This window comes from Nocardioides taihuensis (genome assembly GCF_042657275.1).
Classification (GTDB): domain Bacteria; phylum Actinomycetota; class Actinomycetes; order Propionibacteriales; family Nocardioidaceae; genus Nocardioides; species Nocardioides taihuensis.
Genome location: NZ_JBHSKD010000015.1, coordinates 25,742 through 50,856, shown reverse-complemented (window position 1 = coordinate 50,856; position 25,115 = coordinate 25,742). Strand labels below are relative to the sequence as shown.

Below are 25,115 nucleotides of genomic sequence, written 5' to 3'. Positions count from 1 at the left end.
TTCAAGCGGGCTTGAAGTCCAGCCGCCGGCGAGGCGGATCAGTCCGCCGCGGCGGCGGCGCGCGAGGCCTCGACCTGCCGCCAGCCCAGGACCGGGCTCCAGCGGTCGTGCATCAGGGTCAGCACGCTGATCATCATCAGGTAGAAGAGCGTGGCGCCGCCGTTCACGTCGGGCCCGGGGCCGAGCAGGATCTCCGCGACGATGACGATGCCGATGTTGATCAGCGTGCGCACGATGAAGCCGAGCGTCATCGACTCGATGCTCCGGCCGCGGCGCTGCACGGCCAGCCAGATGGCGGAGTTCGCGACCACCACGAACGTGACGCCGATGAAGAGCTCGAGGTTGCTGGCCTTCACGCCCGGCAGCGTCTGCGAGAAGATCACGGTGATCAGGCCGGTGAGCACCACCTTCTCGAAGGTCGCTGCCGACCGGACGCGCGAGTTGTCGGCGCGCCACGCGGCCTGCTCGGCAGCCGTGTCCATCTCCTCCGGCAACGGGTCGGCCCGGAAGCGCCAGCCCCAGTCGGGCGCGGGCAGCCGGGGCTTGACCACGAACCAGAAGACCGCGAGCAGCGCGAGGATCCCGACCACGATCAGCGGCCCCAGCCACCAGTTGGCCTTGAGCTCGTCGGTCAGGTCGAGCTGCGCGACGTGGATCCAGTACTCCTGGGGCAGCTTGATGAAGATCCAGATCGCGGCGGCGGTGAGCACCCACCCCTTCATCAGCAGCCGCAGGGGCGACCATCGCGTGCGCCACGCCTCGTAGGCGATGAAGAAGTACTCGAAGGTGTTCGCGAAGACGAGCAGCAGCGCGCGCACGTGCGTGAGCTCGAAGATCATCACGCCCACGAGCCGGTAGAAGTACAGGAACTGCCCGACCCGGTACGCCGGCAGCGACTGCCAGTTGCGCAGCGTCGCCAGGTAGGCGATCGCCAGGTACCAGACGTCCATCGCCTTGTCGTAGCTCTGGTAGCCCGGGGGGTCGTAGCCGAACCACTGGAAGACCGACTGGTCGATGCCGTCGACGATGAGGCAGGCGATCAGGGCCGGCAGCGGCCAGCGAGGAATCGCCAGTGGCAGGAAGAGGCGCGTCCCGATGACGAGCAGGAACACCACGGACGCACCGGTCGACATGGCGGCGATTCTCGTGCACGTCGGTCCGTCGGGCCCTCATTTGCCGGCCAACTTCACACCGCGCCCATGAGGCCTGGCCAGATGTCTGGACCAGTGGCAGCATGCCGCCATGCGTCTCGGGAGGCGACTGGCCGTCGCCGTCTGCACCCTCGTCGTCGCGTCCGGGACCGCGGGCCCCGCGCTCGCCCAGGACCCCGCCCCCAGCACGCTGCAGGTGCACGCGCCGCCGCAGCGCGCCGACGTCACCGTCGCGGCGGAGGTGGCGCTGGCCGGCGAGGACGGGTCGCCCGTCGCCGGCGCCACGGTGCTGGTCGAGCGCCGGGTGGACGGCTCGTGGGGCTCGCCGGTCAGCCTGGTCACCGACGCCGACGGCCGCGCCTCGCTCGACGTACGCCTGGCGCGCGACGCGGACGACAACGTCCTGCGCGCGTCGTACGACGGGGACGCCGGGCACGCTGCGAGCGCCACCGGTCCCGTGCGGCTCCGGCTGGAGAAGCGCAGCACCCGGCTCCGGGTGAGCGGGCCGGGGCGCGTGGTCGACGAGCGCCGGGTGACGGTCGAGGTGCGCTGGCAGACCCTCGGCGGGCTGGGGGTCTCCGGCCCGGTCAACCTCTTCCGCCGCGACCGCGGCGGCGACTGGCGCCCGGCCGCCCGGGTGCGCACCGGCGAGCAGGGGTGGGCCGCGATCACGGTCCGCCCGCGCGTCGACACCCGGTGGAAGGCGCGGGCCCGGCCGCTCGACTGGGTGACCGGGGACCGCAGCGGCGTGCACCGCGTCGACAACGTGCCGCCCGGTGACCCGGTGCGGCTGCCGGACGGCGCCCCGCGGCCACGCATCGAGCTCCCCGCCCAGCCCCACGCGAAGGGCAGGGGCCCCCACGCCGTGGTCACCCGGGTCCCCGGCGCCGTGTGGCGCCAGATGACCGGGCGTACCTGGCACCGCGGGTGCCCGGTCGGCCGCGCCAGCCTGCGCCTGCTGCGGATCAACTACTGGGACTACCACGGTTACCGCCGCCGCGGTGAGCTCGTCGCCCACGCCGACGCCGTCGGCCAGTTGGCCGGTGCGCTCGAGGAGCTCCACCGCAAGCACCTGCCGCTGCGCTCGCTGTACCGCGAGGACCGCTTCGGCTGGTCCGACCGCCTGCACGGGGCCGACGACTACCGGTCGATGGCGGCCGGCAACAGCTCGGCCTTCAACTGCCGCGGTGTCGTCGGGCGGCCGAGCACGCTGTCGCCCCACTCCTACGGCCGGTCCTTCGACGTCAACACGTGGGAGAACCCCTACCGCTCCGCGCAGGGCACGGTGCCCAACGAGTGGTGGATGTCCCACTCGCACGCGCGGGTGGCCTGGCGGTCGACGACCCACGCGGTGGTGCAGGTGATGGCGCGGCACGGCCTGCGCTGGACCTACGGCACCGGCGACACCCAGCACTTCGACGCGGGCGGCGGGCCGGCGCGCATGGTGTCGCGGTGGTCGCTGTGCGGCGGCGTGGTCTGCGACTAGCGTCGTAGGCTGCGCGACATGCCGGACGACGGGTGCCTGTTCTGCAGGATCGTGGCCGGTGAGGTCGAGGGGCACCTCGTGCTCGACGAGCCCGACGTGGCGGCCTTCCTCGACGTCCGTCCGCTGTTCAAGGGCCACACGCTGCTGGTGCCGCGCGCGCACGTGGTGACGCTGCCCGACCTGCCGGCCGACCAGCGGGACGGGTTCCTCGCCGCCGCCCAGCGGCTGGCCACGGCGATGGTCGACGGCCTCGGCGCGCAGGGCTCGTTCGTGGCGATGAACAACGTGGTCAGCCAGTCGGTCGCGCACCTGCACTGCCACGTCGTACCGCGCACCAAGGGGGACGGGTTGCGCGGCTTCTTCTGGCCGCGGACGAAGTACGACGAGGGGGAGGCCGCGGCGTACGCGCGCCGGCTGCGCGGGGCCATCGGCCCGGCCGTAGGGTGAGCGCCGTGTCTCGGACTCTCGCGGCCGCTGCCGCCACCTTCCTGCTCCTGCTCACCGGCTGCTCCTCGGACTCCGGCGACTCCGCCGACGCGGGGGACCCCTCCGGCTCGGGCGGCTCCACCAGCGCCTCGGCGGACGTCCACCAGGTCTCGGGCGCGGGGCTGACCTTCGAGGTCCCCGACTCCCTCCAGGAGGTCGACGCCGACAAGGTGGCGGACGACACCGCGGACGACGAGACCGTCGCGGACGTGGCCGAGCAGATGGGGATGTCGACCGACCAGTTCAACCAGTACATGAAGCAGGTCGACCTGTTCCTGTTCGACTCCGAGAGCACGGGCGGCTTCAGCACCAACGTCAACGTCATCCCCTTCCCGGTCCCGCTGCCCGAGAACTCCGCGCTCCAGCAGCAGCTCGAGCAGGTCGGGGCGACGATCGTCGACACGGGGGAGACCACGACCGACGCCGGCGACGTGACCACGATCAGCTACTCGCTCGACATGGCCGGCCAGTCGGTCGAGGGTCAGGGCATCTTCGTCGACCTCGGTGACTCGTCGGCCTCGATCACGGTCAGCTCCTCCGACCGCGACACCGCCGACGAGATCGCGGACGGCATCGTCGCCAGCCTCGACCAGGAGTAGGGCCGCCCCGGGAGCGGCGGTGGCGCTGTCCTATCGTGAGGTGGTTTGCGAACGGGCATGACGCCCGCCCCACGAGTCAGGAGTGAGCATGGGTCGGTTCGACGGACGGGTCGCGGTCATCACCGGAGCCGCACGAGGCATCGGGTTCGGCACCGCGACGCGGTTTGCCGAGGAGGGCGCGTCGGTCGCCGTCCTCGACCTCGACGAGGGCGCCGCCGCCGAGGCCGCCGGGCGCCTCCCGCTGGTCGAGGGCGCGAAGGCCGTCGGGATCGGGTGCGACGTCAGCGACGCCGGCGCGGCGGAGGCCGCGGTCGAGCGTGTGGTGAGCGAGCTCGGCGGCATCCACGTGCTGGTCAACAACGCCGGCATCACCCGCGACAACCTGCTCTTCAAGATGACCGAGGAGGACTGGGACCTCGTCATCGGCGTCCACCTGCGCGGCGCGTTCCTGATGACGAAGGCGGCCCAGAAGCACTTCGTCGAGCAGCGCTACGGCAAGATCCTCAACCTCTCGAGCGTCTCCGCGCTCGGCAACCGGGGCCAGGCCAACTACTCGGCCGCCAAGATGGGCATCCAGGGCTTCACCCGCACCCTCGGCATCGAGCTCGGCCCCTTCGGCATCAACGCCAACGCGGTCGCGCCCGGCTTCATCGCCACCGAGATGACCGACGCCACCGCCCGCCGGCTCAAGATGGAGCCCGAGGAGCTGCGCCGCCTCAACGCCGAGCACAACCCGGTGCGCCGGGTGGGGGAGCCGGCCGACATCGCGGCGGCCGCGGCGTTCCTGTGCAGCGACGAGGCGTCGTACATCACCGGCCAGACGCTGTACGTCGACGGCGGCGCCAAGCTCGGCTGAGCGCCGCCGGCCACGTCCGGTCCACCCGGGAGACGCTCCTCACGACCGGGGCGCGCCTCCCCACGGGGAGGGTGTCCGCGTCCACACTGGGACGACGTGAAAGAGTAGTCGTCCACTACACAATCACTCGACAAACTGCAGTCCACGAACGGAGATCCCGTGCGCCGCTCGCACTTCCGACGCACCCTCGCCGCCGTCACCCTCGCGGCGACCGCCCTCACCCTCGCCGGGTGCAGCGGTGACGACGAGGAGCCCACCGCCGACTCCTCGCCCCAGGCCGTGGCCGGCGGCTCGACCCTCGACTCGACCTGGCCACTGACCGGCCTCGAGGTCACCGGGGACGAGAGCGCCGCCCAGGACCACCCGGTGATCGTCACCAAGATCGACAACACCTCCTCCAGCGCCCCGCAGGTCGGGCTCGGCAGCGCGGACATGGTCGTCGAGGAGCTCGTCGAGGGCGGCCTGACGCGGCTCGCGGTGTTCTTCTACTCCGACCTGCCCGACGAGGTGGGCCCGGTGCGCTCGATGCGCGCCAGCGACATCGGCATCGTCTCCTCGACCGACGCCACCGTGGTGACCAGCGGCGCCGCCCCCCGCACCATCAAGCGCATCTCGGGCGCGGGGATCGACTTCGTCGCCGAGGGCGCCGCCGGCATCACGCGTGCCACCGACCGCAGCGCGCCGTACAACGTGATGGCCGACCTGACCACGATCGCCGACAAGATCGACCAGCAGGACGAGGTCCGCCCCGACGACTACCTGCCGTGGGGCGACGAGTCCGACTTCCCGCAGGGCCAGAAGGCCACCGCGATCACGGCGTCCTTCGGCGGCCACACGACCGAGTGGAAGTACCAGGGCGGGTCCTACCAGAACACCAACGGGTACGCCGGGCAGGGCGACGAGTTCTCCGCCGACAACGTGCTGGTGCTGCGGGTGAAGGTCGGCGACGCCGGCTACCTCGACCCCGCCGGCAACCCGGTCCCCGAGACGGAGTTCGAGGGCAAGGGTGAGGCGATGCTCTTCCACGGCGGCCAGCTCGTGCGCGGCACCTGGCAGAAGGACGGCCTCGACGGCACGATCACCCTCTCGACCAAGGCCGGCAAGCTGACCGTCCCGGCCGGTCACACCTGGATCGAGCTGGTCCCGCAGGACAACGGATCCGTGCAGTTCAACTGACCTCACGCTGACCCGCCGTTAACTAACGGCGGGTCAGCGTCGGTCGGGGGCTCTGCCTGTGGAGAAGGGTCAGTCGCTGGCGGACGGCAGGTCGACGCCCTGGTCGGCCAGGGCCTGGAAGCCGGCGAGGATGAAGCCGATCGCGGTCTCGACGTTGGCGGCCGCGGCCTGCGGGTCGTCGGCGGTGGCGACGGACTCGCCCGCCGAGGACATGGCGCCGAAGAAGATCCGGGCGAAGGTCTCGAGGATGTCCTCGTCGAGGTCCCAGTCGCCCGCGGTGAGCACCGAGCGGACGATGTCGACCACGATCGCGAACGTCGTGCGCTCCTCCTGCTCGCGGAAGCGGGCGTAGCCGAGGACGGCGGGCCCCTCCTGGATCACCACCCGGCGGTAGGTGGGCTCGCGCACGACCTCGAGGAACGCGCGGAGTCCGGCCCGAGCCTTCTCCCACGGGTCCTGGTGTCCCTTGAGGGAGTCCTGGATGGTGCGCGCCGCCTCGCCCTCCACCCGCTCGAAGACCGCCTCGAACAGCGCCTGCTTGCCGGAGAAGTGGTGGTAGAGCGCGCCCTTGGTGACGTCGGCGCCGGCCACGATCGCGTCGAGCGAGGTCGCGGCGTACCCGCTCTCGGTGAAGAGCCGCTCCGCGACCTCGACCAGCGCGCGCTTGGTGGAGGCGGAGTACTGCGCGCGGCGGCCGGAGCCCGGGACCGAGGGAACACGCGGGACCAGCTTGGCGACCGTCGACTTGCTCACCGGGGGAGTGTAGGTGGTCACACTCACGGTGTCGTCCCGGTGACCCGGATCACCTCCGGGCCGCCGGAAGGTGGTTTGGATACCCTTGGCATGTCGCATACTTTCAGTACGTACCCACGGTATGTACCGCGTGCAGACAGGAGCTGACCATGACCTGGAAGTCCTTCCACCGCCGCGGAGAGATCCTCCGCACCTTGATCACCACGGCCGACACCCGCCGCGACGGCCTCCTCCCGATGGACGTCGAGGGCGTCGCCGAGACCTTCGGTGACGAGCTCTCCCTCGTCGGGGCGCTCTCGCTGCGCTGGCACACCCGGCTCGCCGGCCGGATCGAGCGCGAGCTGATGACGCAGCCGATGGACCTCGAGGCTACGGTCGTCGCCGCCTGGCGCCGGACCGCAGGGGAGCTCCCCGGCATCCGGGCGATCCTCGACCACTACCGCGAGCGACCGGGCGACGCCGCCATGGCCGACGCCCTGGCCCGGGCGACCGCCAAGGAGCACGTGCTGCTCGCCGTGATGGCCGGCCGCTCCAGCGCCGCCGACCGCACCGCCGTCCGCGTGGGCGAGCAGATCGAGCAGCGGGCCCGGGCCACGGCGGCGGTGGCCGCCTGACCCACCGGGCCGAGCACCACGAGAGCCGCCCCGCGGCGCCCCGGATCGGCCATGATGGGCACATGGGAGAGGCGCGGGCGGGGATGCTGCTGGTGGCGACACCGGTGCTGCTCGACCCCAACTTCGCCGACACCGTCGTGCTCCTCCTCGACGTCGACGAGAACGGCGCGCTCGGCGTCGTCCTCAACCGGCCGAGCGTCGTCCCGGTCGCGGAGGTCCTCGAGGGCTGGAGCGAGGTGGTCGCCGAGCCCGAGGTGCTCTTCCACGGCGGCCCGGTCAGCACCGAGGGAGCGCTGGCGGTGGCGAGCCTGTCGCGCCCCGACGACGTCCCCGTCGGCTTCCGCGAGGTCTGGGGGACCCTCGGCGTGGTCGACCTCGACACGCCCGTCGAGCTGATCGACGGCAGCATCGACGGCATGCGGATCTTCGCCGGGTACGCCGGCTGGGGCGCCGACCAGCTCGACGGCGAGATCGAGGAGGGCAGCTGGTACGTCGTGCCGGCGGAGGGCTCCGACGTCTTCCGGCTCGATCCCACCGACCTGTGGCGCGACGTGCTGCGCCGCCAGCCCGGCGAGCTGGCCTGGCACTCGACGCGCCCCGTCGATCCCGACCTGAATTGATGCAGGCAACCGCCTAGACTCTCCCCCGATGAGCACCATCGGCTTCTCCCCCGGGACCCAGACGATCGAGGATCGGCGCACCCAGCCGACCGACGAGGGTGACCACGAGCGCTTCTCGCACTACGTCGAGAAGGACAAGCTCACCGAGGCGATGGTGATGGGCACGCCCGTCATCGCGCTGTGCGGCAAGGTGTGGGTGCCGAGCCGCGCGCCGGAGAAGTTCCCGGTCTGCCCCGAGTGCCAGGAGATCTGGGACGGCCTGCGTCCCGACGACGGGGACGACGCGGAGTGAGCGGACGGCACGACGCCGTCCCGCTGCCACCCGCCTGGCCCGAGCGCGCGGCCTGGGGCACGGCCCCGTCCCTGCGGGCCTGGCAGACGGCGGCCCTCGAGTCCTACCGCGAGCGGTCCCCGCGCGACTTCCTCGCGGTGGCCACGCCGGGCGCCGGCAAGACGACGTTCGCGCTGACCGTCGCCGCCGAGCTGCTCGGCCGGCGGCTGGTCGACCGGATCACGATCGTCGCGCCCACCGAGCACCTCAAGCTGCAGTGGGCCGAGGCCGCGGCCCGGGCCGGCATCCCGATCGACCCGGCGTACGCCGCGGGCAAGGGCCGCACGTCGCAGGACTACGTCGGCATCGCGGTCACCTACGCCGGCGTGGCGGTGAACCCGCTCGCGCTGCGGATCCGCACCGAGCGGTTCAAGACGCTGGTGATCCTCGACGAGGTGCACCACGCCGGTGACGCGCTGTCGTGGGGCGAGGGGGTGCGCGAGGCGTTCGAGCCCGCCACCCGGCGGCTGGCCCTCACCGGCACGCCGTTTCGCTCCGACGTCAACCCGATCCCCTTCGTCACCTACGCGCCCGGGGCCGACGGCGTGCCGCGCTCGGTCGCCGACTTCACCTACGGCTACGGCCACGCGCTGGCCGACCACGTCGTCCGGCCGGTGCTCTTCCTCGCCTACTCCGGCGAGATGCAGTGGCGCACCCGCGCCGGAGACGAGATCGCCGCCCGCCTCGGCGAGCCGCTGACCAAGGACCTCACCGCCCAGGCGCTGCGCACCGCGCTCGACCCGGCGGGGTCGTGGATCCCCTCGGTGCTCGCCGCCGCCGACCGGCGGCTCTCGGAGGTACGGCGCCACGTGCCCGACGCCGGCGGGCTGGTGATCGCCTCCGACCAGGACTCCGCGCGCGCCTACGCCACGCTGCTCAAGCAGGTCAGCGGCGAGTCGCCCACGCTGGTGCTCTCGGACGAGAAGGCGGCGTCGTCGCGCATCCAGGCCTTCACCGAGGGCGAGGACCGCTGGATGGTCGCGGTCCGGATGGTGTCCGAGGGCGTCGACGTGCCGCGGCTGGCGGTCGGCGTCTACGCGACGACCACCGCGACGCCGCTCTTCTTCGCCCAGGCCGTCGGCCGCTTCGTGCGGGCCCGCGGGCGTGGCGAGACGGCGTCGGTGTTCCTGCCGTCGGTGCCCGGGCTGCTCGGCCACGCTGCGGAGATGGAGGTCGAGCGCGACCATGTGCTCGGCCGTGCGGTGCAGGACGAGGGCGACATCTTCGCCGCCGAGCAGGACCTCCTCGCCCGCGCCGAGGCGGGGGAGGGGGCCTCCGACGAGCTCACCGGCTCCTACGAGGCCCTGGGCTCGGAGGCGCGCTTCGACCACGTGCTGTACGACGGCGCGGCGTTCGGCCACGCCGGCGAGGTGCACGTCGGCTCCGACGAGGAGATGGACTTCCTCGGCATCCCCGGGCTGCTCGAGCCCGACCAGGTGCGCGCGCTGCTGCACTCGCGGCAGTCCGAGCGGGCCAGGCGCCAGCGCAGGGACGCCGCCGACGAGGACGCCGTGCAGGAGATCACGACCCACGAGCAGCTCGCGGTGCTGCGTCGCGAGCTGAACGGGCTCGTGGCCGCCTGGCACCACCGCACCGGCCAGGCGCACGGCATCACCCACGCCGCGCTGCGCAAGGAGTGCGGCGGGCCCGCGGCCGCCGTCGCGAGCGCCGACCAGCTGAACGCCCGGATCGACCAGCTGCGCGCCTGGGCCGCCCGCCGTACCTCCTGACAAAGCGGTGCCGTCCCCGGCGAGACGTGCCCTAGGGTCGGAGGATGCCCGCCGAGACCGCGCAGACGCTCGACCGGGGGCTGCAGGTGCTGCGGGCGCTGGCCGACGCACCCGGCGGCCTGACGGTGACCGAGCTCGCCGCCGGTCTCGGCGTCAACAGGACGGTCGTCTACCGCCTGGTGACGACCCTCGAGCGCCGGGCGCTGGTGCGGCGCGACGGGCGGGGACGCCTCCACGTCGGGCTGGGCATCCTGCACCTCGCGGCCGCCGTCCACCCGGTGCTGCGCGACCTGGCACTGCCGGTGCTGCGCGAGCTGGCCGAGGAGGTCGGCGCGACCGCGCACCTGACCGTCTCCGAGGGCGACGAGGCGCTGGCCCTCGCCGTCGTCGAGCCGTCGTGGACCGACTTCCACGTCTCCTACCGGGTGGGCGCCCGGCACCCGCTGACCCGGGGCGCCGCCGGCAAGGCGATCCTCCTCGGCCGCACCGACCACGCGCCCCCCTGGGTGGTCACCACCGGTGAGCTGCAGTCGGGCGCCTGGGGCCTGGCCGCCCCGGTGGGCGGGGTCGAGGGGCTCGAGGCGAGCGTCGGCGTGATCAGCCTCGAGCAGATCGACGAGCAGCGCTGGGGCCCGCGCGTGGTGCTGGCCGCCGGCCGACTCGCCACCGGGCTGACCTAGCGGCGGCCTCAGGCGGGCCGGATCCCGGGACCCGGTCGGGTGGCGACGTCGCGCTGCCCGGTCACCTCGTGCCCTGCCCGGCATCGCAGCACCAGGTCGACCTCCTCGCCGCACCCGACGTGCTCGAACTCCACGGGCGAGCCTTCGGGGTCCGCGAGGTAGCGGTCGCCCCAGGCCCGCACCGCCACGAGCACGGGGTAGAGGTCGAAGCCCTTCTCTGTCAGGCGGTACTCGTGGCGCTCGCGCTGCCCGGGCTCGCGGTAGGGCTCGCGACGCAGGATGCCCTGGTCCACCAGGAGTCCGAGCCGTCCGGTCAGCACCTGCCGCGGGATGCCGACGTGGCGGCGCATGTCGTCGAAGCGCCGTACGCCGTTGAAGACCTCGCGCAGCACCACGAAGGTCCAGCGCTCGCCGAGCACGTCCATCGCCCGGCCCACGGTGCAGTTGGCGGTCGACCAAGCGAGGGCGGGGGGTGACGTGGTCATGGGCCCATCCTAAGTCTCATTGACAGACTCAGCAACGCGTGCCACGCTGCGTCCGTGACCCAGACCCAGCCCTTCCGCACCGAGTCCCGCACGTTCAGCTGGACCTCGCCGGGCCAGGCCGACCTCGCCGCGCTGCTCGAGCTCGACGGCCTTGCCCAGCTGGAGGCGATGGCCGAGGGCACAGTTCCGCCCCCGCCGATCATGGACACGCTGGGCATCACCGGCTTCCGCCCGGAGGCCGGGCGGGTGGTGGTCGAGATGCCGGCCGAGGAGTTCCACTACAACCCGCTCGGCGGGGTCCACGGGGGCGTCATCTCCACGCTGCTCGACACCGCGGCGGCGTGCGCCGTGCACACCACGCTCGCGCCCGGCGAGCTCTACACCTCGGTGGACCTGACGGTGAAGTTCCTGCGGCCGGTCACGGTCGAGTCCGGACTCCTCACGTGCGAGGGCACGGTGATCCAGCGCGGACGTCGGACGGCGCTGGCGCAGTCGCAGCTCGCCGACGAGCGCGGCAGGCTGGTCGCCCACGCGACGTCGACCTGCATGATCTTCCCGGCGGTGGCCTAGGCGGGGCGTTCAGCTGCCATCGCCGGCAGCCGCCTCGGCGGCCAGTGGCAGCACCCGGTAGGACACCTGCTCCTCGAGGGCGATCACGGTCGAGGAGCGCACGATCCCCGGGTCGCTCAGCACGCGGTCGATCACCCGCTGGAGGTCGGCGTTGGACGCCGCGACCACGCGCGCCCACATGTCGCCGGCCCCGGTGATCGTGTGCGCCTCGATCACCTCGGGGATCGTGGCGAGGTGCCCGGCGACCTGCTCGTGGCCGGCGCCCTGCCGGATCTCGAGCGTCAGGAACGCCGTCACCGGGTAGCCCAGCGCCGCCGTCGAGAGCTCCGGGCCCCACCCCGTGATCACGCCCCGCTCGGCCAGCCGGTCGAGCCGGGCCTGGACGGTGCCGCGGGCCACGCCGAGCCGGCGCGAGGCCTCGAGCACCCCGAGCCGCGGGTGGCGAGCGAAGACCTCGATCAATCTGCCGTCCAGGTCGTCCACAGCGGCTCCTCTGCTGTGCAGGTTGTCCAGGGTTTCGGCCTACTGTTGCACACTCTGCCCGGGAATCGAGAGGGTGACGCCCATGACCTCCACCGACGCACGGACTGCCGCCGACGTCCCCTCCACCGGGGGCGCGCTGACCACCGACGAGCTCAAGGCCGACCTGACCCTCGACCAGCTGCGCCAGCTGGTCGGCCTCGTCGAGTACGACGAGGAGGGCGACGTCTTCCCCGTCACCGGCTGGGACGCGATCGTCTTCGTCGTCGGCAACGCCACCCAGGCCGCGCACTACTACCAGGCCGCGTGGGGCATGGAGCTCGTCGCCTACTCCGGCCCCGAGAACGGCAACCGCGACCACAAGTCGTTCGTGCTCCGCTCCGGCTCGATCCGGTTCGTGCTCAACGGGGCGGTCGACCCCGACAGCCCGCTGGCCGACCACCACCGCCGGCACGGCGACGGCGTGGTCGACATCGCGCTCGAGGTGCCCGACGTCGACAGGTGCATCGCCCAGGCCCGCCGGGCCGGCGCGCGCGTCGTCCGCGAGCCGGAGGACGTCACCGACGAGCACGGCACCGTGCGCATCGCCTCGATCGCGACGTACGGCGAGACCGTGCACACGCTGGTCGACCGCAGCCGCTACAGCGGCCCCTACCTGCCGGGCTACGTCGCGAAGCGTTCGACCTACGAGAAGCGGGAGGGTCAGCCGCGGCGGATCTTCCAGGCCCTCGACCACGTCGTCGGCAACGTCGAGCTCGGCCACATGGACGAGTGGGTCGACTTCTACAACCGCGTGATGGGCTTCGTGAACATGGCGGAGTTCATCGGCGACGACATCGCCACCGACTACTCCGCCCTGATGAGCAAGGTGGTCGCGAACGGCAACCACCGGGTGAAGTTCCCGCTCAACGAGCCGGCCGTCGCCAAGAAGCGCTCGCAGATCGACGAGTACCTCGAGTTCTACCGCGGCCCGGGCGCCCAGCACCTCGCGGTCGCGACCGGCGACATCATCGCCTCGGTCGACGCCCTGCGTGCCAACGGCGTGGAGTTCCTCTCGACGCCCGACTCCTACTACGAGGACCCCGAGCTGCGCGCCCGCATCGGCGAGGTGCGGGTGCCGATCGAGGAGCTGCAGAAGCGCGGGATCCTCGTCGACCGCGACGAGGACGGCTACCTGCTGCAGATCTTCACCCGGCCGCTCGGCGACCGGCCGACGGTCTTCTTCGAGCTCATCGAGCGGCACGGGTCGCTCGGCTTCGGCAAGGGCAACTTCAAGGCGCTCTTCGAGGCCATCGAGCGCGAGCAGGAGCTGCGCGGCAACCTCTGAGACGCGACCCGGGGGCCGTCACCGGCGGCTAGCCTGCGCGGCATGAGCCGACGCAGGAGCAGGGGCCGGGACGTCGCCGGCCTGGTCGTGGTCGTGACCGGCGGCGCGCGCGGGATCGGCCGCGCCACCGTCGACCGGCTGGCGCGCGCGGGGTGCCGGGTGGCGCTCGGCGACCTCGACGCCGACCTCGCGGCCGCGGTCGCGGGGGAGCACGGCGACCGGGTCGTCGCCGCCCCGCTCGACGTCACCGCGCCGGAGTCGTGGACGGCCTTCCTCGACGCGACCGCCGCGCTCGGCCCGGTCGACGTGCTGGTCAACAACGCCGGCATCATGCCGCTCGGTCCGCTGCTCGAGGAGCCCGACGCGGTGACCCGCCGCATCATCGACGTCAACCTGCTCGGTGTCGTGAACGGCACGAAGGCGGTCGCGCCGGGCATGGTCGAGCGCGGCCGGGGTCAGGTCGTGAACATCGCCTCGGCGGTGGGCCGGGTCGCAGTCGCGAACGGCGCGACCTACTCGGCCTCCAAGCACGCGGTCGTCGGGCTCACCGAGGCGCTGCGCAGCGAGCTCGGGCCGGCCGGTGTCGAGGTGTCCATGGTGATGCCGACGGTCGTGCGCACCGAGCTCGCCGCGGGCGTCGCGCAGGCGCGCGGCGTCCCCGACGTCACGCCCGCGGACGTGGCCGCGGTGGTCGAGGACGTCGTCCGCCGCCCGCGCGCCGAGGTGTGGGTGCCCGGCTGGACCCAGCCGGTGACCAAGCTGACCCAGGCGCTCCCGCGGCGCGTGCAGGAGGCCATGGCCCGCGCCTTCGCGGCCGACGCCCTGCTTGCGGACGTCGACGATGGCGCCCGCGCGGCGTACGAGGAGCGCGCCCGCCGCGGCTGACGGGCGTCAGCCCCGCCGCGCGGCATCGTGACCGGGGAACCGGTGCACCTCGCCCGGAGGCGCCTCACGGGGGTGGTCGAGCGCCGACAGCGGGACGCCGAGCTCGCCGGCGGCGCCCTCGAAGGCGTGCCAGAGGAAGGCGGTGAGGTAGTCGCCGACCGCGGCCCGGCTCATCGTGCGCCGCTCGACCCACCACTCGCCGACCGCCAGCCCGACCCCGACCACGCCCTCCGCCCAGGGCTCGGCGCCACCGGCGTCGACGTCGAGGCCGCGCAGGGTGTCGCCGAGGATCCGCGAGAAGGCCGCCGCGATCGTGGCCTTGCCGTGGGCGAGCGGGTCGGCCCCGCGGTGGCGCACCAGCAGGAGGAAGACCTGCGGGTGCTCCTCGAGGGTGCCGAGGTAGGCGTCGACCCCGCGCGCGACCCGCTCGCGGACCGGCACGTCGGCGCGCAGGGCGGGGAGCACCCGGTCGAGCACCTCGCCCGCGCCCCACTGGCCGACCGCGGCGTGCAGCTCGTCCTTGTCGGTGAAGTAGCGGTAGAGCACCGGCTTGCTCACGCCGGCCTCGGCGGCGATCTCGGCGATCCCCGCCTGCGGGCCGTGCCGGTCGATCGCCCGCACCGCGGCCTGCACCAGCTCGGCGCGCCGCTCCTCGCGGTGACCGTCCCACCGGGTGCTGCGGCCGTCGTCGCCTCGTGCCATGCGACTCAGCGTAGGGGCTGGCGCCGACACGCCCCCTGCGGTGGGATGTGCGGGTGCCGACCCACATCGCGTTCCTCCGGGCGATCAACCTCGGGGCCAACCGCAAGTTCCCGAAGGACGCGATCGTCGCGGCCGCCGAGGGGGCGGGCTTCACCGACGTCGCGACGTACATCAACACCGGCAACGTCCGGGTCAGCACTGGCATGCGCTCCCGTGCCCGCGTGGAGGCAGCCCTGGAGAAGGCCTTCCTCGTCGACCGGGGCTTCGAGGTGCCGACCATCGCGTTCACCCCGGCGGAGCTGTGCGAGATCGCGGAGCACGCCGAGAGCTTCGGCCACGACGGCCGCCACTACGTCTCGCTGCTCAAGGAGCCGCCGACGAAGGCCGCGATCCGCAAGGTCGAGGAGCTCGCGACCGCCGACGAGGTCGCCAAGGTCGGCGGTCGCGCGGTGCACCTGCTGCTCGGCGGCAGCTACCACGAGGCGAAGCTGACCAACGCGGCTGTCGAGAAGCACCTCGGTGTGGCCACCAACCGCAACGTGACGGTGATCCGGGCGCTCGTCGAGAGGTGGTGCTGAGCGACCAGGTCCTCAGTCGTCGGCGAACCAGCCGTCGGCGTTGAGCCGCGCACCGCGCTCGATGCGCGGCAGGTAGTGGCGGAAGAACAGGTCGGCGGCCAGCTCGCGGCGGCTGCGCACCCCGGTCTTGTCGAAGACGGTCTTGAGGTGGTCCTGCACCGTGTACGGCGAGAGGTGCAGGCGGGTGCCGATCTCCGCGGTCGACCAGCCCAGGAGCACCAGCTCCACGATCTCCCGCTCCCGCGGCGAGAGCGAGTAGGCCTCGAGCGCCAGCGCGGTCAGGTCGTGCGGCGCCGCGGACTCCATCGAGACCGCGACCCGGTCACCCAGACGCCAGGCGGTCAGGGTCAGCCAGGTGCCGGAGCGCCCCCGCGCCCGGGCCCGCACGGCCCGCCCGTCGGCGTCGCCGGCCGACGAGGCCAGCGCCCGCACCGGCAGCGGCACAGCGCCGTCGTGGTCGCGGAGGTCGTCGAGCCAGTGCTCCGCCTCGGTCGTGGCGCTCTCGACGTCCCCGTCGGCGCCGATCACCAGCAGCCCGGCGTGCTCCGGAACCCCGCCGGAGTCGACGAAGCCGCGCAGCAGCATCCGCTTCAGCGACAATGCGAGGGTCGGGCCGAGCCCGGCGACCGCGTCGCGCTCGCGGGCGGTGAAGGCCGGCCCGTCGGGGTCGCGCAGCAGCACCAGCGCCCCCCACGGCCGCTGCTGGTGGCGGAGGACGACGCGCAGCTCGTGCTCGATGCCCGACGGCACCATCACGTCGGTGTAGCGCAGGCTCCGGGTGGGCTCGCCGTCGGTGGCGTCGTGCAGCACCCCGGCGGGGGAGGGCTGGTGGAGCAGCTCGTCGAAGGGGTTCACGTCGCCCACGACGTACTCGATCTCCAGCAGCCGCGGCACCAGGTCGGCGCGGTAGCCCTCGTGCGCCACGCCGCCGGTCACCATCGCGGTCGTCGGGTCGAGCGTGTGGGCGCACCAGCCGCTCACCGGCAGCACGTCGCCGACGACGCCCGCCACGCCCTCGAACAGGCCGGCCACGTCGGTGGCGCGCCCGGCGACACGCTCGACGTCGCCGCGGGTGCGACCGAGCCGGGACGAGGCGGTGCTGGACACGGGGCCAGCGTAGGCAGCCGCCCGTCCGGCGAACACCCCAGAAACGAGGGGTGCCGCGGGAGCGCCCTGCCTTCCTACGGTCCCGGCATGACCACCGACACCCACCTCCCCGTCCCGTCCACCCGGCCCCGCGTCGAGGGCTTTCGCGGCGAGGTCGTCGTCCCCGGCGACCCGTCGTACGACGCGGCCCGCCGCGTGTGGAACCACGCGATCGACCGCTACCCCTCGCTCGTGCTGCGCTGCCACGACACCGATGACGTCCGTGCCGCGGTCGCCCACGCCCGCGCCCACGGCCTCGTCGTCGCGGTGCGCGCCGGCGGCCACAGCATGGCCGGCCTCGGCGTCTGCGACGACGGCGTGGTCGTCGACCTGTCACCGATGAAGGGGATCGCGGTCGACCCCGCCCGCCGGATCGCGACCGTCGAGCCCGGCGTGATCTGGCGCGAGCTGGACGCCGCCACCCAGGAGCACGGCCTCGCGGTGCCCGGCGGCGAGGTCTCCGACACCGGCGTGGCCGGACTGACGCTCGGTGGAGGCATCGGCTGGCTCGGCCGCACGCACGGCCTGGCCTGCGACAACCTCCGCGCGGTCACCATGGTCACCGCGGAGGGGCGGGTCGTGCGCGCCTCGGCGACCGAGCACCCCGAGCTGTTCTGGGCGGTGCGCGGCGCCGGCGCCAACTTCGGCGTCGTGACCGCCCTCGAGCTCGACCTGCACCCGGTCGGCCCGGTGCTGTGGGGCGGGGAGGTGATCCACCCCGGCGCGCGCGACGTCGAGGCCCTGCGCTCGCTGGTCGACCTCGCCGGGCGGGTGCCCGAGGAGACCCGGCTGATGGCCGCGCTGGTGACCGCGCCCGACGCGCCGTTCGTGCCCCCGGAGGCCGTGGGTTCTCCGGTCTGCGTGCTCGCGGGCGCGCACTGCGGCGCGGTCGAGGAGGGGCGGGCGACGCTGGCGCCGCTGCAGGCCACCGGGCCGGTCGTCGACACGCTGCGCGAGCTGAGCTACGTCGAGCTCCAGCAGGTCGTGGACAAGACCCTCCCGCCGGCGCGTCGGGCCTACGTGAAGTCCGACTTCCTCGGCCCGCTCGACGACGACGCGCTCACCGTGCTCGCCGACTGGCACCACCGGGCCAGCTCGCCGCACTGCCAGCTGCTGCTGCACCAGCTCGGCGGCGCGCTCGACCGCGAGCCCGAGGGCGGCACCGCCTACCCGGCGCGCGGCGCCGCGTGGATGGTGACCGCGGTCGCGATCTGGCTCGACCCCGAGGAGTCGCCCGAGCCGCACGTCGCCTGGGCCCGCGGCGTCTGGGAGGCCCTGCGTCCCTGGTCGGTCGGCACCTACGTCAACCACCTCGGGGACGAGGGTGCCGACCGCGTCCGCGAGGCGTACGGCGCGTCGTACGAGCGGCTGGTCGCGCTCAAGCAGGAGTGGGACCGGGACAACGTGTTCCGGCTCAACCAGAACCTCGCGCCGTGCCCGCGCCTGGCCTGAGGCGGCTACTCGCCGCGGAACACCGGGCGGCGCTTCTCCGAGAACGCGCGCATCCCCTCCGCCACGTCGGCGGTGCGGAGGAGGAGCGCCTGCCCGGTGCGTTCGCGCTCGAGCGCGGCGTCGAGCCCGTCGAGCGTGGCGGCGTTGACGGCGCGCTTGGCGGCGGCCAGCGCGAGGGGCGGGCCGGAGGCGAGCCGCCGGGCCAGGCGGTCGACGGTGGCCACGAACTCGGCGTCGGGCGCGACGTGGGTGACGAGCCCCGCGTCGTAGGCCACCTGCGCGGTGAGCGGCTCGGCGAGCAGCGCCATCCGCATGGCTCGCGCGCGCCCCACGGACGCCGCGACGGTGGCGGTGGCCCCGCCGTCGGGCATCAGCCCGACCCGGGCGAAGGCCAGCAGGAACGACGCGGACTCCGCCGCCACCACGACGTCGGCGGCCAGCGCGGCCGAGCAGCCGACGCCGGCGGCCACGCCGTTGACCGCGGCCAGGACCGGCTGGTCGAGGCGGACGATGCCGCGGATGATCCGGTTTGCCCGGTCGAGCGCGGTGACGTCGAAGTGCTCGTGCGCGTCGTCGCCGGAGAGGTCGGCGCCCGTGCTGAACGCCGCGCCGGTGCCGGTGATCACCACGCAGCGCACGTCGTCGCGGCCGACGGTGTCCTCGAGCAGCGCGCCGAGGTCGTCGGCCATCGCTGCGGTGAGTGCGTTGAGCACGTGGGGGCGGTCGAGGACGACCCGCAGGACGCCGTCGTCGAGCGAGGTGCGGAGGTCGGACCCGGCGTCAGGCAACGTCGACCCCGGCTCCGGCCATCTCGGCCAGCGCGGCGTGCGTCGTGGGCTCGGCGACGCCCGCGCACAGACGGGTGAGCACGCGCACCGTGAACCCCTCACGCACCGCGTCGAGAGCCGTCGCCCGCACGCAGTAGTCGGTGGCGAGCCCGCACACGTCGACGTCGGTGACGCCGTGACGGCGCAACCAGTCGGCGAGGCCGACGCCGTCGGCGACGCCCTCGAAGCCGGAGTACGCCGCGGCGTGCTCGCCCTTGAGGAAGATCGCCTCGAAGGGCTGCGGGTCGAGGTTGGGGTGGAAGCCCTCGCCGTCGGTGCCGACCTTGCAGTGGACCGGCCACGACTCCGCGAAGTCGGGCTCCTCCGCCCAGTGGTCGCCCGGGGCGACGTGGTGGTCCTTGGTCGCGACCACGTGGGCGTAGTCCGGGGCGCCCAGGGCGCGGCTGCTCCAGCGGTGGAGCACCTCGCCGATGTCGTGGGCGACCCGGGCGCCGCCCGCGACCGGCAGCGAGCCGCCCTCGCAGAAGTCGTTCTGGACGTCCACGACGATCAGCGCGCGCTTCATGGCCCCGACGCTAGCGGCAGCCGGGCGGCAGGGGCAGCCAGGCGGTGCGGTCGTCGCTGAGCGTGTGGAGGAGGTGGAGCAGCGGCGGCGGCTCGGCGTCTCCCGGGTGGGCGCCACCGGCCACGCCGATCTGCCCGGTCGTGGCCTGGGGCAGGACGACGGTGACCGAGGTGCCTATCTCGGGGGACTCGGAGAAGAAGTCGCAGGTCAGCAGGGCCGCGGCTCAGTCCCCGACGTGGAGGGTCTCGATGACGGGCTCGCCCTTCGACATCGACCGCGCGGCCACGGGCAGCTCCTCGCGGGAGGCGAGGTGGCGCCGGCGCGCGACCTCGAGCGGCTCGCGCCCGACGACCTCGCCGCCGCGCACCAGGGGGACCAGCAGCGAGCGGTCGTCGCCGTCGTCGCGCGGGGGCGTGCCGATGCCGATCACCTCGGCCTCGGCCACCCCGTGGGCGTCCCGCCGCCGCAGGGCGTACTTGCGGCCGCCCACACTCGCCTTGTCGGGCGAGCTCTTGGCGACCGGCTGGAGCGTGCCGTCGGCGCCCTCGCGGGCGACCAGCTTGTAGACGAAGCCGCAGGTCGGGTGACCCGAGCCGGTGACCAGCTCGGTGCCGACGCCGTACGCGTCCACGGGCGCCGAGCGGAGCGCGGCGATCGCGAACTCGTCGAGGTCGCTGGTGACGATGATCCGGGTGCCGGTCGCGCCGAGCTCGTCGAGCTGCGCGCGCACCCGGACGGCCAGCACGCCGAGGTCGCCCGAGTCGAGCCGCACGGCACCGAGCCCCGTCCCGGCCACCTCGACGCCGAGCCGGACCGCCTCGGCGACGTCCCACGTGTCGACGAGCAGCGTGGTCCCGGTGCCGAGCGAGGTCACCTGCGCGCGGAACGCGTCGGCCTCGGAGTCGTGGAGCAGCGTGAAGCTGTGGGCGCTGGTGCCGGCCGTGGGCACGCCGTACCGCTGGCGGGCGGCCAGGTTGGAGCTGGACGCGAAGCCGGCGAGGTACGCCGCGCGGGCTGCCGCGACCGCGGCCTCCTCGTGGGTGCGCCGTGAGCCCATCTCGATGCAGGGGCGTCCGGCGGCCGCCGTGGTCATCCGGGAGGCGGCCGAGGCGATCGCGGAGTCGTGGTTGTAGATCGAGAGCAGCAGGGTCTCGAGCAGCACCGCCTCGGCGAAGGTGCCCTCGACCACGAGCAGGGGGGAGGAGGGGAAGTAGGTCTCGCCCTCGGCGTAGCCCCAGACGTCGCCGCCGAACCGGTAGTCGGCGAGCCAGTCCAGCGTGGGCCCGTCGACGACCTCGCCCTCGCGCAGCGCGGCGAGCGCCGCGTCGTCGTAGCGGAACCGCTCGAGCGCGTCGAGCGCGCGGCCGACGCCCGCGACCACGCCGTAGCGACGGCCCTCGGGCAGTCGCCGCGGGAAGAGCTCGAAGACCGAGCGCCGGTGCGCGGTGCCGGCGGCGAGCGCGGCCTGGAGCATCGTGAGCTCGTAGTGGTCGGTGAGCAGCGCCGTGGTCGGGGCCCCGGTCGGATCAACGGTCACCCGGGCCAGCCTAGGGGGCCCGACTCGTGTGCCACGATGGTCGGGTGAGTGCCACCAGCCCGGTCGAGGTCGACCCGACCACCACCCCGGACGAGGTGACGGTGGTCGCCAAGCCGTGGGTCACGGTGGTGTGGAACGACCCGGTGAACCTCATGTCCTACGTGACCTACGTCTTCCAGAAGTACTTCGGGTACGACAAGAAGAAGGCGGAGAAGCTGATGCTCGAGGTGCACGAGGACGGACGGTCGGCGGTCTCGACCGGAAGCCGCGAGGAGATGGAGCGCGACGTGCAGGCGATGCACGAGTACGGCCTGTGGGCCACGATGGAGAAGCAGTGAGCGCTGCGTGAGCGGGTTCACCCGGCACCGGCGCAGCGGCCGCGTGATCGCGACCTTCACCGGCTTCGAGGCCGACCTGCTGCGCTCGCTGGCCTCGCAGCTCGTCGAGCTGCTGCGCAACGAGGAGGCCGTCCCGCGCGAGACGCAGGACCCGCTCGAGGCGCTGGTGAGGTTCGACGGGCCGACCTCGGCCCCCGACGACCCGGTGCTCGCCCGGCTGTTCCCCACGGCGTACCCCGACGACGAGGAGGCGGCGGCGGAGTTCCGCCGCTACACCGAGGGCGGGCTGCGCGACGGCAAGGCGGCGGGCGCCTGCGCCGTCGTCGACGCCCTCGAGGAGGCCGGCCTGCCCCCGGAGCTCACCGAGGACGGCCTGATGATCGACGTCGAGCTCGACCCGCCGGACGCCGAGACCTGGCTGCGCTGCTTCACCGACCTCCGGCTCGCGCTCGCCACCCGGCTCGAGGTCGAGGAGGGCGACGAGGACTACTGGGAGTCGCTGCCCGACGACGACCCCCGCGCACAGGCCCACGACATCTACGAGTGGGTCGGCTACCTGCAGGAGACGCTGGTGCGGGCGCTGTGGTGACCGGCGTCCGCACGCTGGGCCGTGCGTCCACCATGCGGACCCACGTCCTACGCTGGCAGGCGTGCTGAGGATCGACCGGGCGACGTACGACGCCATCGTCGCGCACGCCAAGCGCGACCACCCCGACGAGGCGTGCGGCATCGTCGCGGGCCCCGAGGGCAGCGACTCGCCCGAGCGGTTCGTCGCGATGGTGAACGCCGCGGGCAGCCCGACCTTCTACGAGTTCGACTCCGCCGACCTCCTGCAGCTGTACAAGGAGATGGACGCGAACGACGAGGAGCCGGTGGTGATCTACCACTCACACACCGCCACCGAGGCCTACCCGAGCCGCACCGACATCGGGCTCGCGATGGAGCCGAACGCCCACTACGTGCTGGTGAGTACACGCGAGCACGGGAATAACGACGGCCCGGTCGAGTTCAGGTCCTACAGAATCGTCGACGGCGAGGTGACCGAGGAAGAGGTCACCGTCGTCCCCGCCCCCGATCGATCGAGGAGCAGCTGAATGGCCATCGAGGTCCGGATCCCGACCATCCTGCGCACCTACACCGGCGGTGCCAAGGCCGTCACCGGTGAGGGCGCCAGCCTGGGCGCGCTGATCGACGACCTGGAGTCGCACCACCCCGGCCTCAAGGAGCGCCTGATCGAGGCCGGCGACCTGCGCCGCTTCGTCAACGTCTACGTCAACGACGAGGACGTCCGCTTCATCGGCGGCCTCGAGGCCGAGCTGGCCGACGGCGACCAGGTCGTCGTGCTGCCGGCCGTCGCCGGCGGGGCCTGAGCCGCATCCCGTGTCCGGATCCGAGGAGCGCCGCACCTTCGTCCTGGTCGACGGGGAGAACATCGACGCCACCCTCGGCGGGAACCTGCTCAACCGGCGCCCGAACCCCGAGGAGCGGCCGCGCTGGGAGCGGCTGACCGGGTTCGCCGAGTCGTTGTGGGGCCAGCCGGTCACCGGCCTGTTCTTCCTCAACGCCTCGACCGGCACCCTGCCGTCGAGCTTCGTCGGCGCCCTGCTGGCGCTCGGGTACCGGCCGATCCCGCTGTCGGGGTCGCACGACGAGAAGGTCGTCGACATCGGCATCCAGCGGACGCTGACCGCGATCGCCGGGCACCCCGAGGCCGACGTGCTCCTCGTCAGCCACGACGCCGACTTCGCCGACCACCTCGGGTCGCTGGTCTCGCCCGACCGGCGGCTGGGCGTGATCGGCCTGCGCGAGTACGTCAGCGGACGGCTGACCGCCCTCGACGTCCCGGTCTACGACCTCGAGGACGACGTGCGGGCGTTCAACGTGCCGCTGCCCCGGGTCCGGATCATCGCGCTGGCCGACTTCGACCCCGAGACTTTCCTGGTCTGAGAGGACCCCGTGCGCTACGACAACCTGCTCGCCTCGGTGGGCGACACCCCGCTGGTCGGGCTGCCGCGGCTCTCGCCGACGCCCGACGTCCGGCTGTGGGCGAAGCTCGAGGACCGCAACCCGACCGGCTCGATCAAGGACCGTCCGGCGCTCACCATGGTCGAGCAGGCCGAGAAGGACGGCCTGCTGCGCCCCGGCTGCACGATCCTCGAGCCGACCTCGGGCAACACCGGCATCTCGCTGGCGATGGCCGCGAAGCTCAAGGGCTACCGGATCGTCTGCGTGATGCCCGAGAACACCTCCGAGGAGCGGCGCCAGCTGCTGCGCATGTGGGGCGCCGAGATCGTGTCCTCACCGGCGGCCGGCGGCTCCAACGAGGCGGTGCGCGTGGCCAAGCAGATCGCCGCCGAGCACCCCGACTGGGTGATGCTCTACCAGTACGGCAACGAGGCGAACGCGCTCGCCCACCAGCACGGCACCGGTCCCGAGCTGCTCGCCGACCTGCCCTCGATCACCCACTTCGTCGCCGGCCTCGGGACCACCGGCACCCTGATGGGCACCGCGCGCTTCTTCCGCGAGCACAAGCCCGACGTGCGGATCGTCGCCGCCGAGCCGCGGTACGGCGAGCTGGTCTACGGCCTGCGCAACCTCGACGAGGGCTTCGTCCCCGAGCTCTACGACGCCGAGCTGATCGACGCGCGCTTCTCCGTCGGACCGCGCGACGCCGTGCGCCGGGTGCGTGAGCTGCTCGAGCTCGAAGGCATCTTCGCCGGCATCTCCACCGGCGCGATCCTGCACGCCGCGCTCGGCCAGGCCGCCAAGGCCGTCAAGGCCGGCGAGCCGGCCGACATCGCGTTCGTGGTGTGCGACGGCGGCTGGAAGTACCTCTCCACCGGCGCCTACGAGGGCACGGTCGACGACGCCGAGGACCGCCTCGAGGGCCAGCTCTGGGCCTGACCTGGGCCCGGGTGGGCGACAGGGAGTGGTGCTGGTGCGTTGGTCGCACGTGCGACCAACGCACGTGAGGCCTGCCGCACGGGTGGTCGACGGCTCATCCGCTCCTGCCGGGTTGCGAGCGCTGGCCCTGCTGCCAACGTCATACGTTCTGGCGGTCGGGACCGGCATTGCGCATGACGTCCCGGATCGCCCTCAACTGCCGAGATGCGGATGTGCACACGCGTGGGCAATACGCCTCTACCCGCACTGGCGAGATGAGCGCCAGCATCGAGTCATGGCCAAGACACTGGCTATCACCAACAAGCCGCACGTCCCATGGGCGAAGGCTCTGATCGTCGGCGGTGCGGTGCTCACCTTGGCCTCGGCAGTCGTGGGTTACCTATGGCTTCAACGAATGCCCGAGTTGCAGCCCGTGGACTTCGGGGAACAAGTGCAGATCACTCCAACGGAATCCACTTCGGCGACGATCTACGCTTCCACCGGTCTGTCCCAAGCGCCGTCCTGCGAGGTGACCTCGGGAGATGGCGACTCTGTCACCGTCGGAGAGGCAGACCGCTACCTCCAAGAACGTGGCCTGGAGTCCGCCTTCGGGTTCCCCGTGGCATCGGGGACGACCTACACGGTGACGTGCACCAGTGCCACTGAGGCGGGGCAATTCGCGGTCGCGCAAGACGATGCAGTACCCGAGGGTGCCTTCATGGCGGCGGGGCTGCTGGGTCTCGTCGTGTGTGGCGTGGGAGTCGTACTCGCGGCACGTCAGCGCCGATGATCCCTGCCACCGCTGAACCTTGGGACGTCCGCATCTGCCGCAGAGCGTTCGCTGCGGCCATCCGTTCATGCCGCGGACAGCGCGCGTCGGGGTCAGCCGCACATCGC

Annotated in this window: 31 protein-coding genes; 22 read left to right on the top strand and 9 right to left on the bottom strand. The window is 73.0% G+C overall.

All coding sequences use genetic code 11. The features are described from left to right. Positions 1–38: 38 nt before the first annotated feature. On the bottom strand, positions 39–1,133 hold the full coding sequence (locus ACFPGP_RS13500) for a hypothetical protein (protein ID WP_378590921.1): 1,095 nt from the start codon (positions 1,131–1,133) through the stop codon (positions 39–41). Between the two features lie 109 nt (positions 1,134–1,242). Between ACFPGP_RS13500 and ACFPGP_RS13495 the strand changes: the two genes are divergently transcribed. From ACFPGP_RS13495 to ACFPGP_RS13475, 5 genes are all read left to right on the top strand, one after another. Next, entirely contained in the window at positions 1,243–2,637 is a 1,395-nt protein-coding gene (locus tag ACFPGP_RS13495; RefSeq protein ID WP_378590918.1) for a M15 family metallopeptidase, read from the top strand. 18 nt (positions 2,638–2,655) lie between these two features. After that, a complete protein-coding gene (locus ACFPGP_RS13490) occupies positions 2,656–3,084 on the top strand; it encodes an HIT family protein (protein ID WP_378590916.1) in 429 nt (142 codons plus the stop codon). Positions 3,085–3,089: 5 nt separating this feature from the next. Further along, positions 3,090–3,722: a hypothetical protein gene (locus ACFPGP_RS13485; protein ID WP_378590914.1), complete on the top strand. Its 633-nt coding sequence runs from the start codon at positions 3,090–3,092 to the stop codon at positions 3,720–3,722. An 88-nt stretch (positions 3,723–3,810) separates the two neighbouring features. Continuing rightward, positions 3,811–4,578 carry an SDR family NAD(P)-dependent oxidoreductase gene (locus ACFPGP_RS13480; RefSeq protein ID WP_378590912.1) on the top strand — a complete coding sequence of 256 codons (768 nt, stop codon included), beginning with the start codon at positions 3,811–3,813 and terminating at the stop codon, positions 4,576–4,578. A gap of 159 nt (positions 4,579–4,737) precedes the next feature. Next, complete coding sequence (locus ACFPGP_RS13475) at positions 4,738–5,754, top strand: DUF3048 domain-containing protein (RefSeq protein ID WP_378590910.1); 1,017 nt, start codon at positions 4,738–4,740, stop codon at positions 5,752–5,754. Positions 5,755–5,823: 69 nt separating this feature from the next. Here the strand turns inward: ACFPGP_RS13475 and ACFPGP_RS13470 are convergent, their stop codons facing one another. After that, positions 5,824–6,507, bottom strand: coding sequence for a TetR/AcrR family transcriptional regulator (locus ACFPGP_RS13470; protein ID WP_378590908.1), 684 nt, complete (start codon positions 6,505–6,507; stop codon positions 5,824–5,826). A 149-nt stretch (positions 6,508–6,656) separates the two neighbouring features. Here ACFPGP_RS13470 and ACFPGP_RS13465 point away from each other — a divergent pair, with 149 nt between their 5' ends. From ACFPGP_RS13465 to ACFPGP_RS13445, 5 genes are all read left to right on the top strand, one after another. Beyond that, positions 6,657–7,121: a hypothetical protein gene (locus ACFPGP_RS13465; protein WP_378590906.1), complete on the top strand. Its 465-nt coding sequence runs from the start codon at positions 6,657–6,659 to the stop codon at positions 7,119–7,121. Between the two features lie 62 nt (positions 7,122–7,183). Then, a complete protein-coding gene (locus ACFPGP_RS13460) occupies positions 7,184–7,741 on the top strand; it encodes a YqgE/AlgH family protein (RefSeq protein ID WP_378590904.1) in 558 nt (185 codons plus the stop codon). Between the two features lie 28 nt (positions 7,742–7,769). Next, positions 7,770–8,033, top strand: a complete 264-nt coding sequence (locus ACFPGP_RS13455; RefSeq protein WP_378590902.1) for a DUF3039 domain-containing protein — start codon at positions 7,770–7,772, stop codon at positions 8,031–8,033. Continuing rightward, positions 8,030–9,802, top strand: a complete 1,773-nt coding sequence (locus tag ACFPGP_RS13450) for a DEAD/DEAH box helicase (RefSeq protein WP_378590900.1) — start codon at positions 8,030–8,032, stop codon at positions 9,800–9,802. The genes ACFPGP_RS13455 and ACFPGP_RS13450 overlap by 4 nt, the downstream gene beginning before the upstream one ends. Before the next feature lie 44 nt (positions 9,803–9,846). Beyond that, positions 9,847–10,482 (top strand): IclR family transcriptional regulator, encoded by a 636-nt coding sequence (locus tag ACFPGP_RS13445; protein WP_378590898.1) that lies wholly within the window; start codon positions 9,847–9,849, stop codon positions 10,480–10,482. Between the two features lie 8 nt (positions 10,483–10,490). Here ACFPGP_RS13445 and ACFPGP_RS13440 read toward each other — a convergent pair whose 3' ends face one another. Further along, positions 10,491–10,967 (bottom strand): winged helix-turn-helix transcriptional regulator, encoded by a 477-nt coding sequence (locus tag ACFPGP_RS13440; protein WP_378590896.1) that lies wholly within the window; start codon positions 10,965–10,967, stop codon positions 10,491–10,493. A 54-nt stretch (positions 10,968–11,021) separates the two neighbouring features. On the opposite strand from ACFPGP_RS13440, the gene ACFPGP_RS13435 reads away from it, so the two are divergent. Further along, positions 11,022–11,537 (top strand): PaaI family thioesterase, encoded by a 516-nt coding sequence (locus ACFPGP_RS13435; RefSeq protein ID WP_378590894.1) that lies wholly within the window; start codon positions 11,022–11,024, stop codon positions 11,535–11,537. A gap of 9 nt (positions 11,538–11,546) precedes the next feature. Here the strand turns inward: ACFPGP_RS13435 and ACFPGP_RS13430 are convergent, their stop codons facing one another. Continuing rightward, the gene (locus ACFPGP_RS13430) at positions 11,547–12,020 is read right to left on the bottom strand and encodes an Lrp/AsnC family transcriptional regulator (protein WP_378590892.1); all 474 of its coding nucleotides are present in this window, start codon (positions 12,018–12,020) and stop codon (positions 11,547–11,549) included. 82 nt (positions 12,021–12,102) lie between these two features. Between ACFPGP_RS13430 and hppD the strand changes: the two genes are divergently transcribed. Both hppD and ACFPGP_RS13420 read left to right on the top strand, forming a co-directional pair. Then, a complete protein-coding gene (gene hppD, locus ACFPGP_RS13425) occupies positions 12,103–13,344 on the top strand; it encodes a 4-hydroxyphenylpyruvate dioxygenase (protein ID WP_378590890.1) in 1,242 nt (413 codons plus the stop codon). 42 nt (positions 13,345–13,386) lie between these two features. After that, a complete protein-coding gene (locus tag ACFPGP_RS13420) occupies positions 13,387–14,229 on the top strand; it encodes an SDR family oxidoreductase (RefSeq protein ID WP_378590888.1) in 843 nt (280 codons plus the stop codon). A 6-nt stretch (positions 14,230–14,235) separates the two neighbouring features. Here ACFPGP_RS13420 and ACFPGP_RS13415 read toward each other — a convergent pair whose 3' ends face one another. Beyond that, complete coding sequence (locus ACFPGP_RS13415; RefSeq protein ID WP_378590886.1) at positions 14,236–14,931, bottom strand: TetR/AcrR family transcriptional regulator; 696 nt, start codon at positions 14,929–14,931, stop codon at positions 14,236–14,238. A 53-nt stretch (positions 14,932–14,984) separates the two neighbouring features. Here ACFPGP_RS13415 and ACFPGP_RS13410 point away from each other — a divergent pair, with 53 nt between their 5' ends. After that, the gene (locus ACFPGP_RS13410; RefSeq protein ID WP_378590884.1) at positions 14,985–15,509 is read left to right on the top strand and encodes a DUF1697 domain-containing protein; all 525 of its coding nucleotides are present in this window, start codon (positions 14,985–14,987) and stop codon (positions 15,507–15,509) included. A 12-nt stretch (positions 15,510–15,521) separates the two neighbouring features. Here the strand turns inward: ACFPGP_RS13410 and ACFPGP_RS13405 are convergent, their stop codons facing one another. Further along, positions 15,522–16,616 carry a helix-turn-helix transcriptional regulator gene (locus ACFPGP_RS13405; protein ID WP_378590882.1) on the bottom strand — a complete coding sequence of 365 codons (1,095 nt, stop codon included), beginning with the start codon at positions 16,614–16,616 and terminating at the stop codon, positions 15,522–15,524. Positions 16,617–16,703: 87 nt separating this feature from the next. Here ACFPGP_RS13405 and ACFPGP_RS13400 point away from each other — a divergent pair, with 87 nt between their 5' ends. Continuing rightward, positions 16,704–18,107, top strand: coding sequence for an FAD-binding oxidoreductase (locus tag ACFPGP_RS13400; RefSeq protein WP_378590880.1), 1,404 nt, complete (start codon positions 16,704–16,706; stop codon positions 18,105–18,107). 5 nt (positions 18,108–18,112) lie between these two features. Here the strand turns inward: ACFPGP_RS13400 and ACFPGP_RS13395 are convergent, their stop codons facing one another. From ACFPGP_RS13395 to ACFPGP_RS13385, 3 genes are all read right to left on the bottom strand, one after another. After that, complete coding sequence (locus tag ACFPGP_RS13395; protein ID WP_378590878.1) at positions 18,113–18,895, bottom strand: enoyl-CoA hydratase-related protein; 783 nt, start codon at positions 18,893–18,895, stop codon at positions 18,113–18,115. Continuing rightward, positions 18,888–19,460 carry an isochorismatase family protein gene (locus ACFPGP_RS13390; RefSeq protein WP_378590876.1) on the bottom strand — a complete coding sequence of 191 codons (573 nt, stop codon included), beginning with the start codon at positions 19,458–19,460 and terminating at the stop codon, positions 18,888–18,890. Before ACFPGP_RS13390 ends, ACFPGP_RS13395 begins: the two co-directional genes overlap by 8 nt. A gap of 223 nt (positions 19,461–19,683) precedes the next feature. Then, positions 19,684–20,997: a nicotinate phosphoribosyltransferase gene (locus ACFPGP_RS13385; protein WP_378590874.1), complete on the bottom strand. Its 1,314-nt coding sequence runs from the start codon at positions 20,995–20,997 to the stop codon at positions 19,684–19,686. A 95-nt stretch (positions 20,998–21,092) separates the two neighbouring features. Between ACFPGP_RS13385 and clpS the strand changes: the two genes are divergently transcribed. From clpS to ACFPGP_RS13350, 7 genes are all read left to right on the top strand, one after another. Then, positions 21,093–21,335: an ATP-dependent Clp protease adapter ClpS gene (gene clpS, locus ACFPGP_RS13380; protein WP_378591036.1), complete on the top strand. Its 243-nt coding sequence runs from the start codon at positions 21,093–21,095 to the stop codon at positions 21,333–21,335. 7 nt (positions 21,336–21,342) lie between these two features. Then, positions 21,343–21,924: a DUF2017 domain-containing protein gene (locus ACFPGP_RS13375; RefSeq protein ID WP_378590872.1), complete on the top strand. Its 582-nt coding sequence runs from the start codon at positions 21,343–21,345 to the stop codon at positions 21,922–21,924. Positions 21,925–21,985: 61 nt separating this feature from the next. After that, a complete protein-coding gene (locus tag ACFPGP_RS13370; protein ID WP_378590871.1) occupies positions 21,986–22,429 on the top strand; it encodes a M67 family metallopeptidase in 444 nt (147 codons plus the stop codon). Beyond that, positions 22,430–22,705 carry a MoaD/ThiS family protein gene (locus ACFPGP_RS13365; protein ID WP_378590869.1) on the top strand — a complete coding sequence of 92 codons (276 nt, stop codon included), beginning with the start codon at positions 22,430–22,432 and terminating at the stop codon, positions 22,703–22,705. A gap of 10 nt (positions 22,706–22,715) precedes the next feature. Continuing rightward, positions 22,716–23,282 carry an NYN domain-containing protein gene (locus ACFPGP_RS13360; protein WP_378590867.1) on the top strand — a complete coding sequence of 189 codons (567 nt, stop codon included), beginning with the start codon at positions 22,716–22,718 and terminating at the stop codon, positions 23,280–23,282. Positions 23,283–23,291: 9 nt separating this feature from the next. Further along, on the top strand, positions 23,292–24,239 hold the full coding sequence (locus ACFPGP_RS13355) for a PLP-dependent cysteine synthase family protein (protein WP_378590865.1): 948 nt from the start codon (positions 23,292–23,294) through the stop codon (positions 24,237–24,239). Between the two features lie 274 nt (positions 24,240–24,513). Beyond that, positions 24,514–25,008 carry a hypothetical protein gene (locus ACFPGP_RS13350; protein ID WP_378590864.1) on the top strand — a complete coding sequence of 165 codons (495 nt, stop codon included), beginning with the start codon at positions 24,514–24,516 and terminating at the stop codon, positions 25,006–25,008. Positions 25,009–25,115 lie beyond the last annotated feature (107 nt).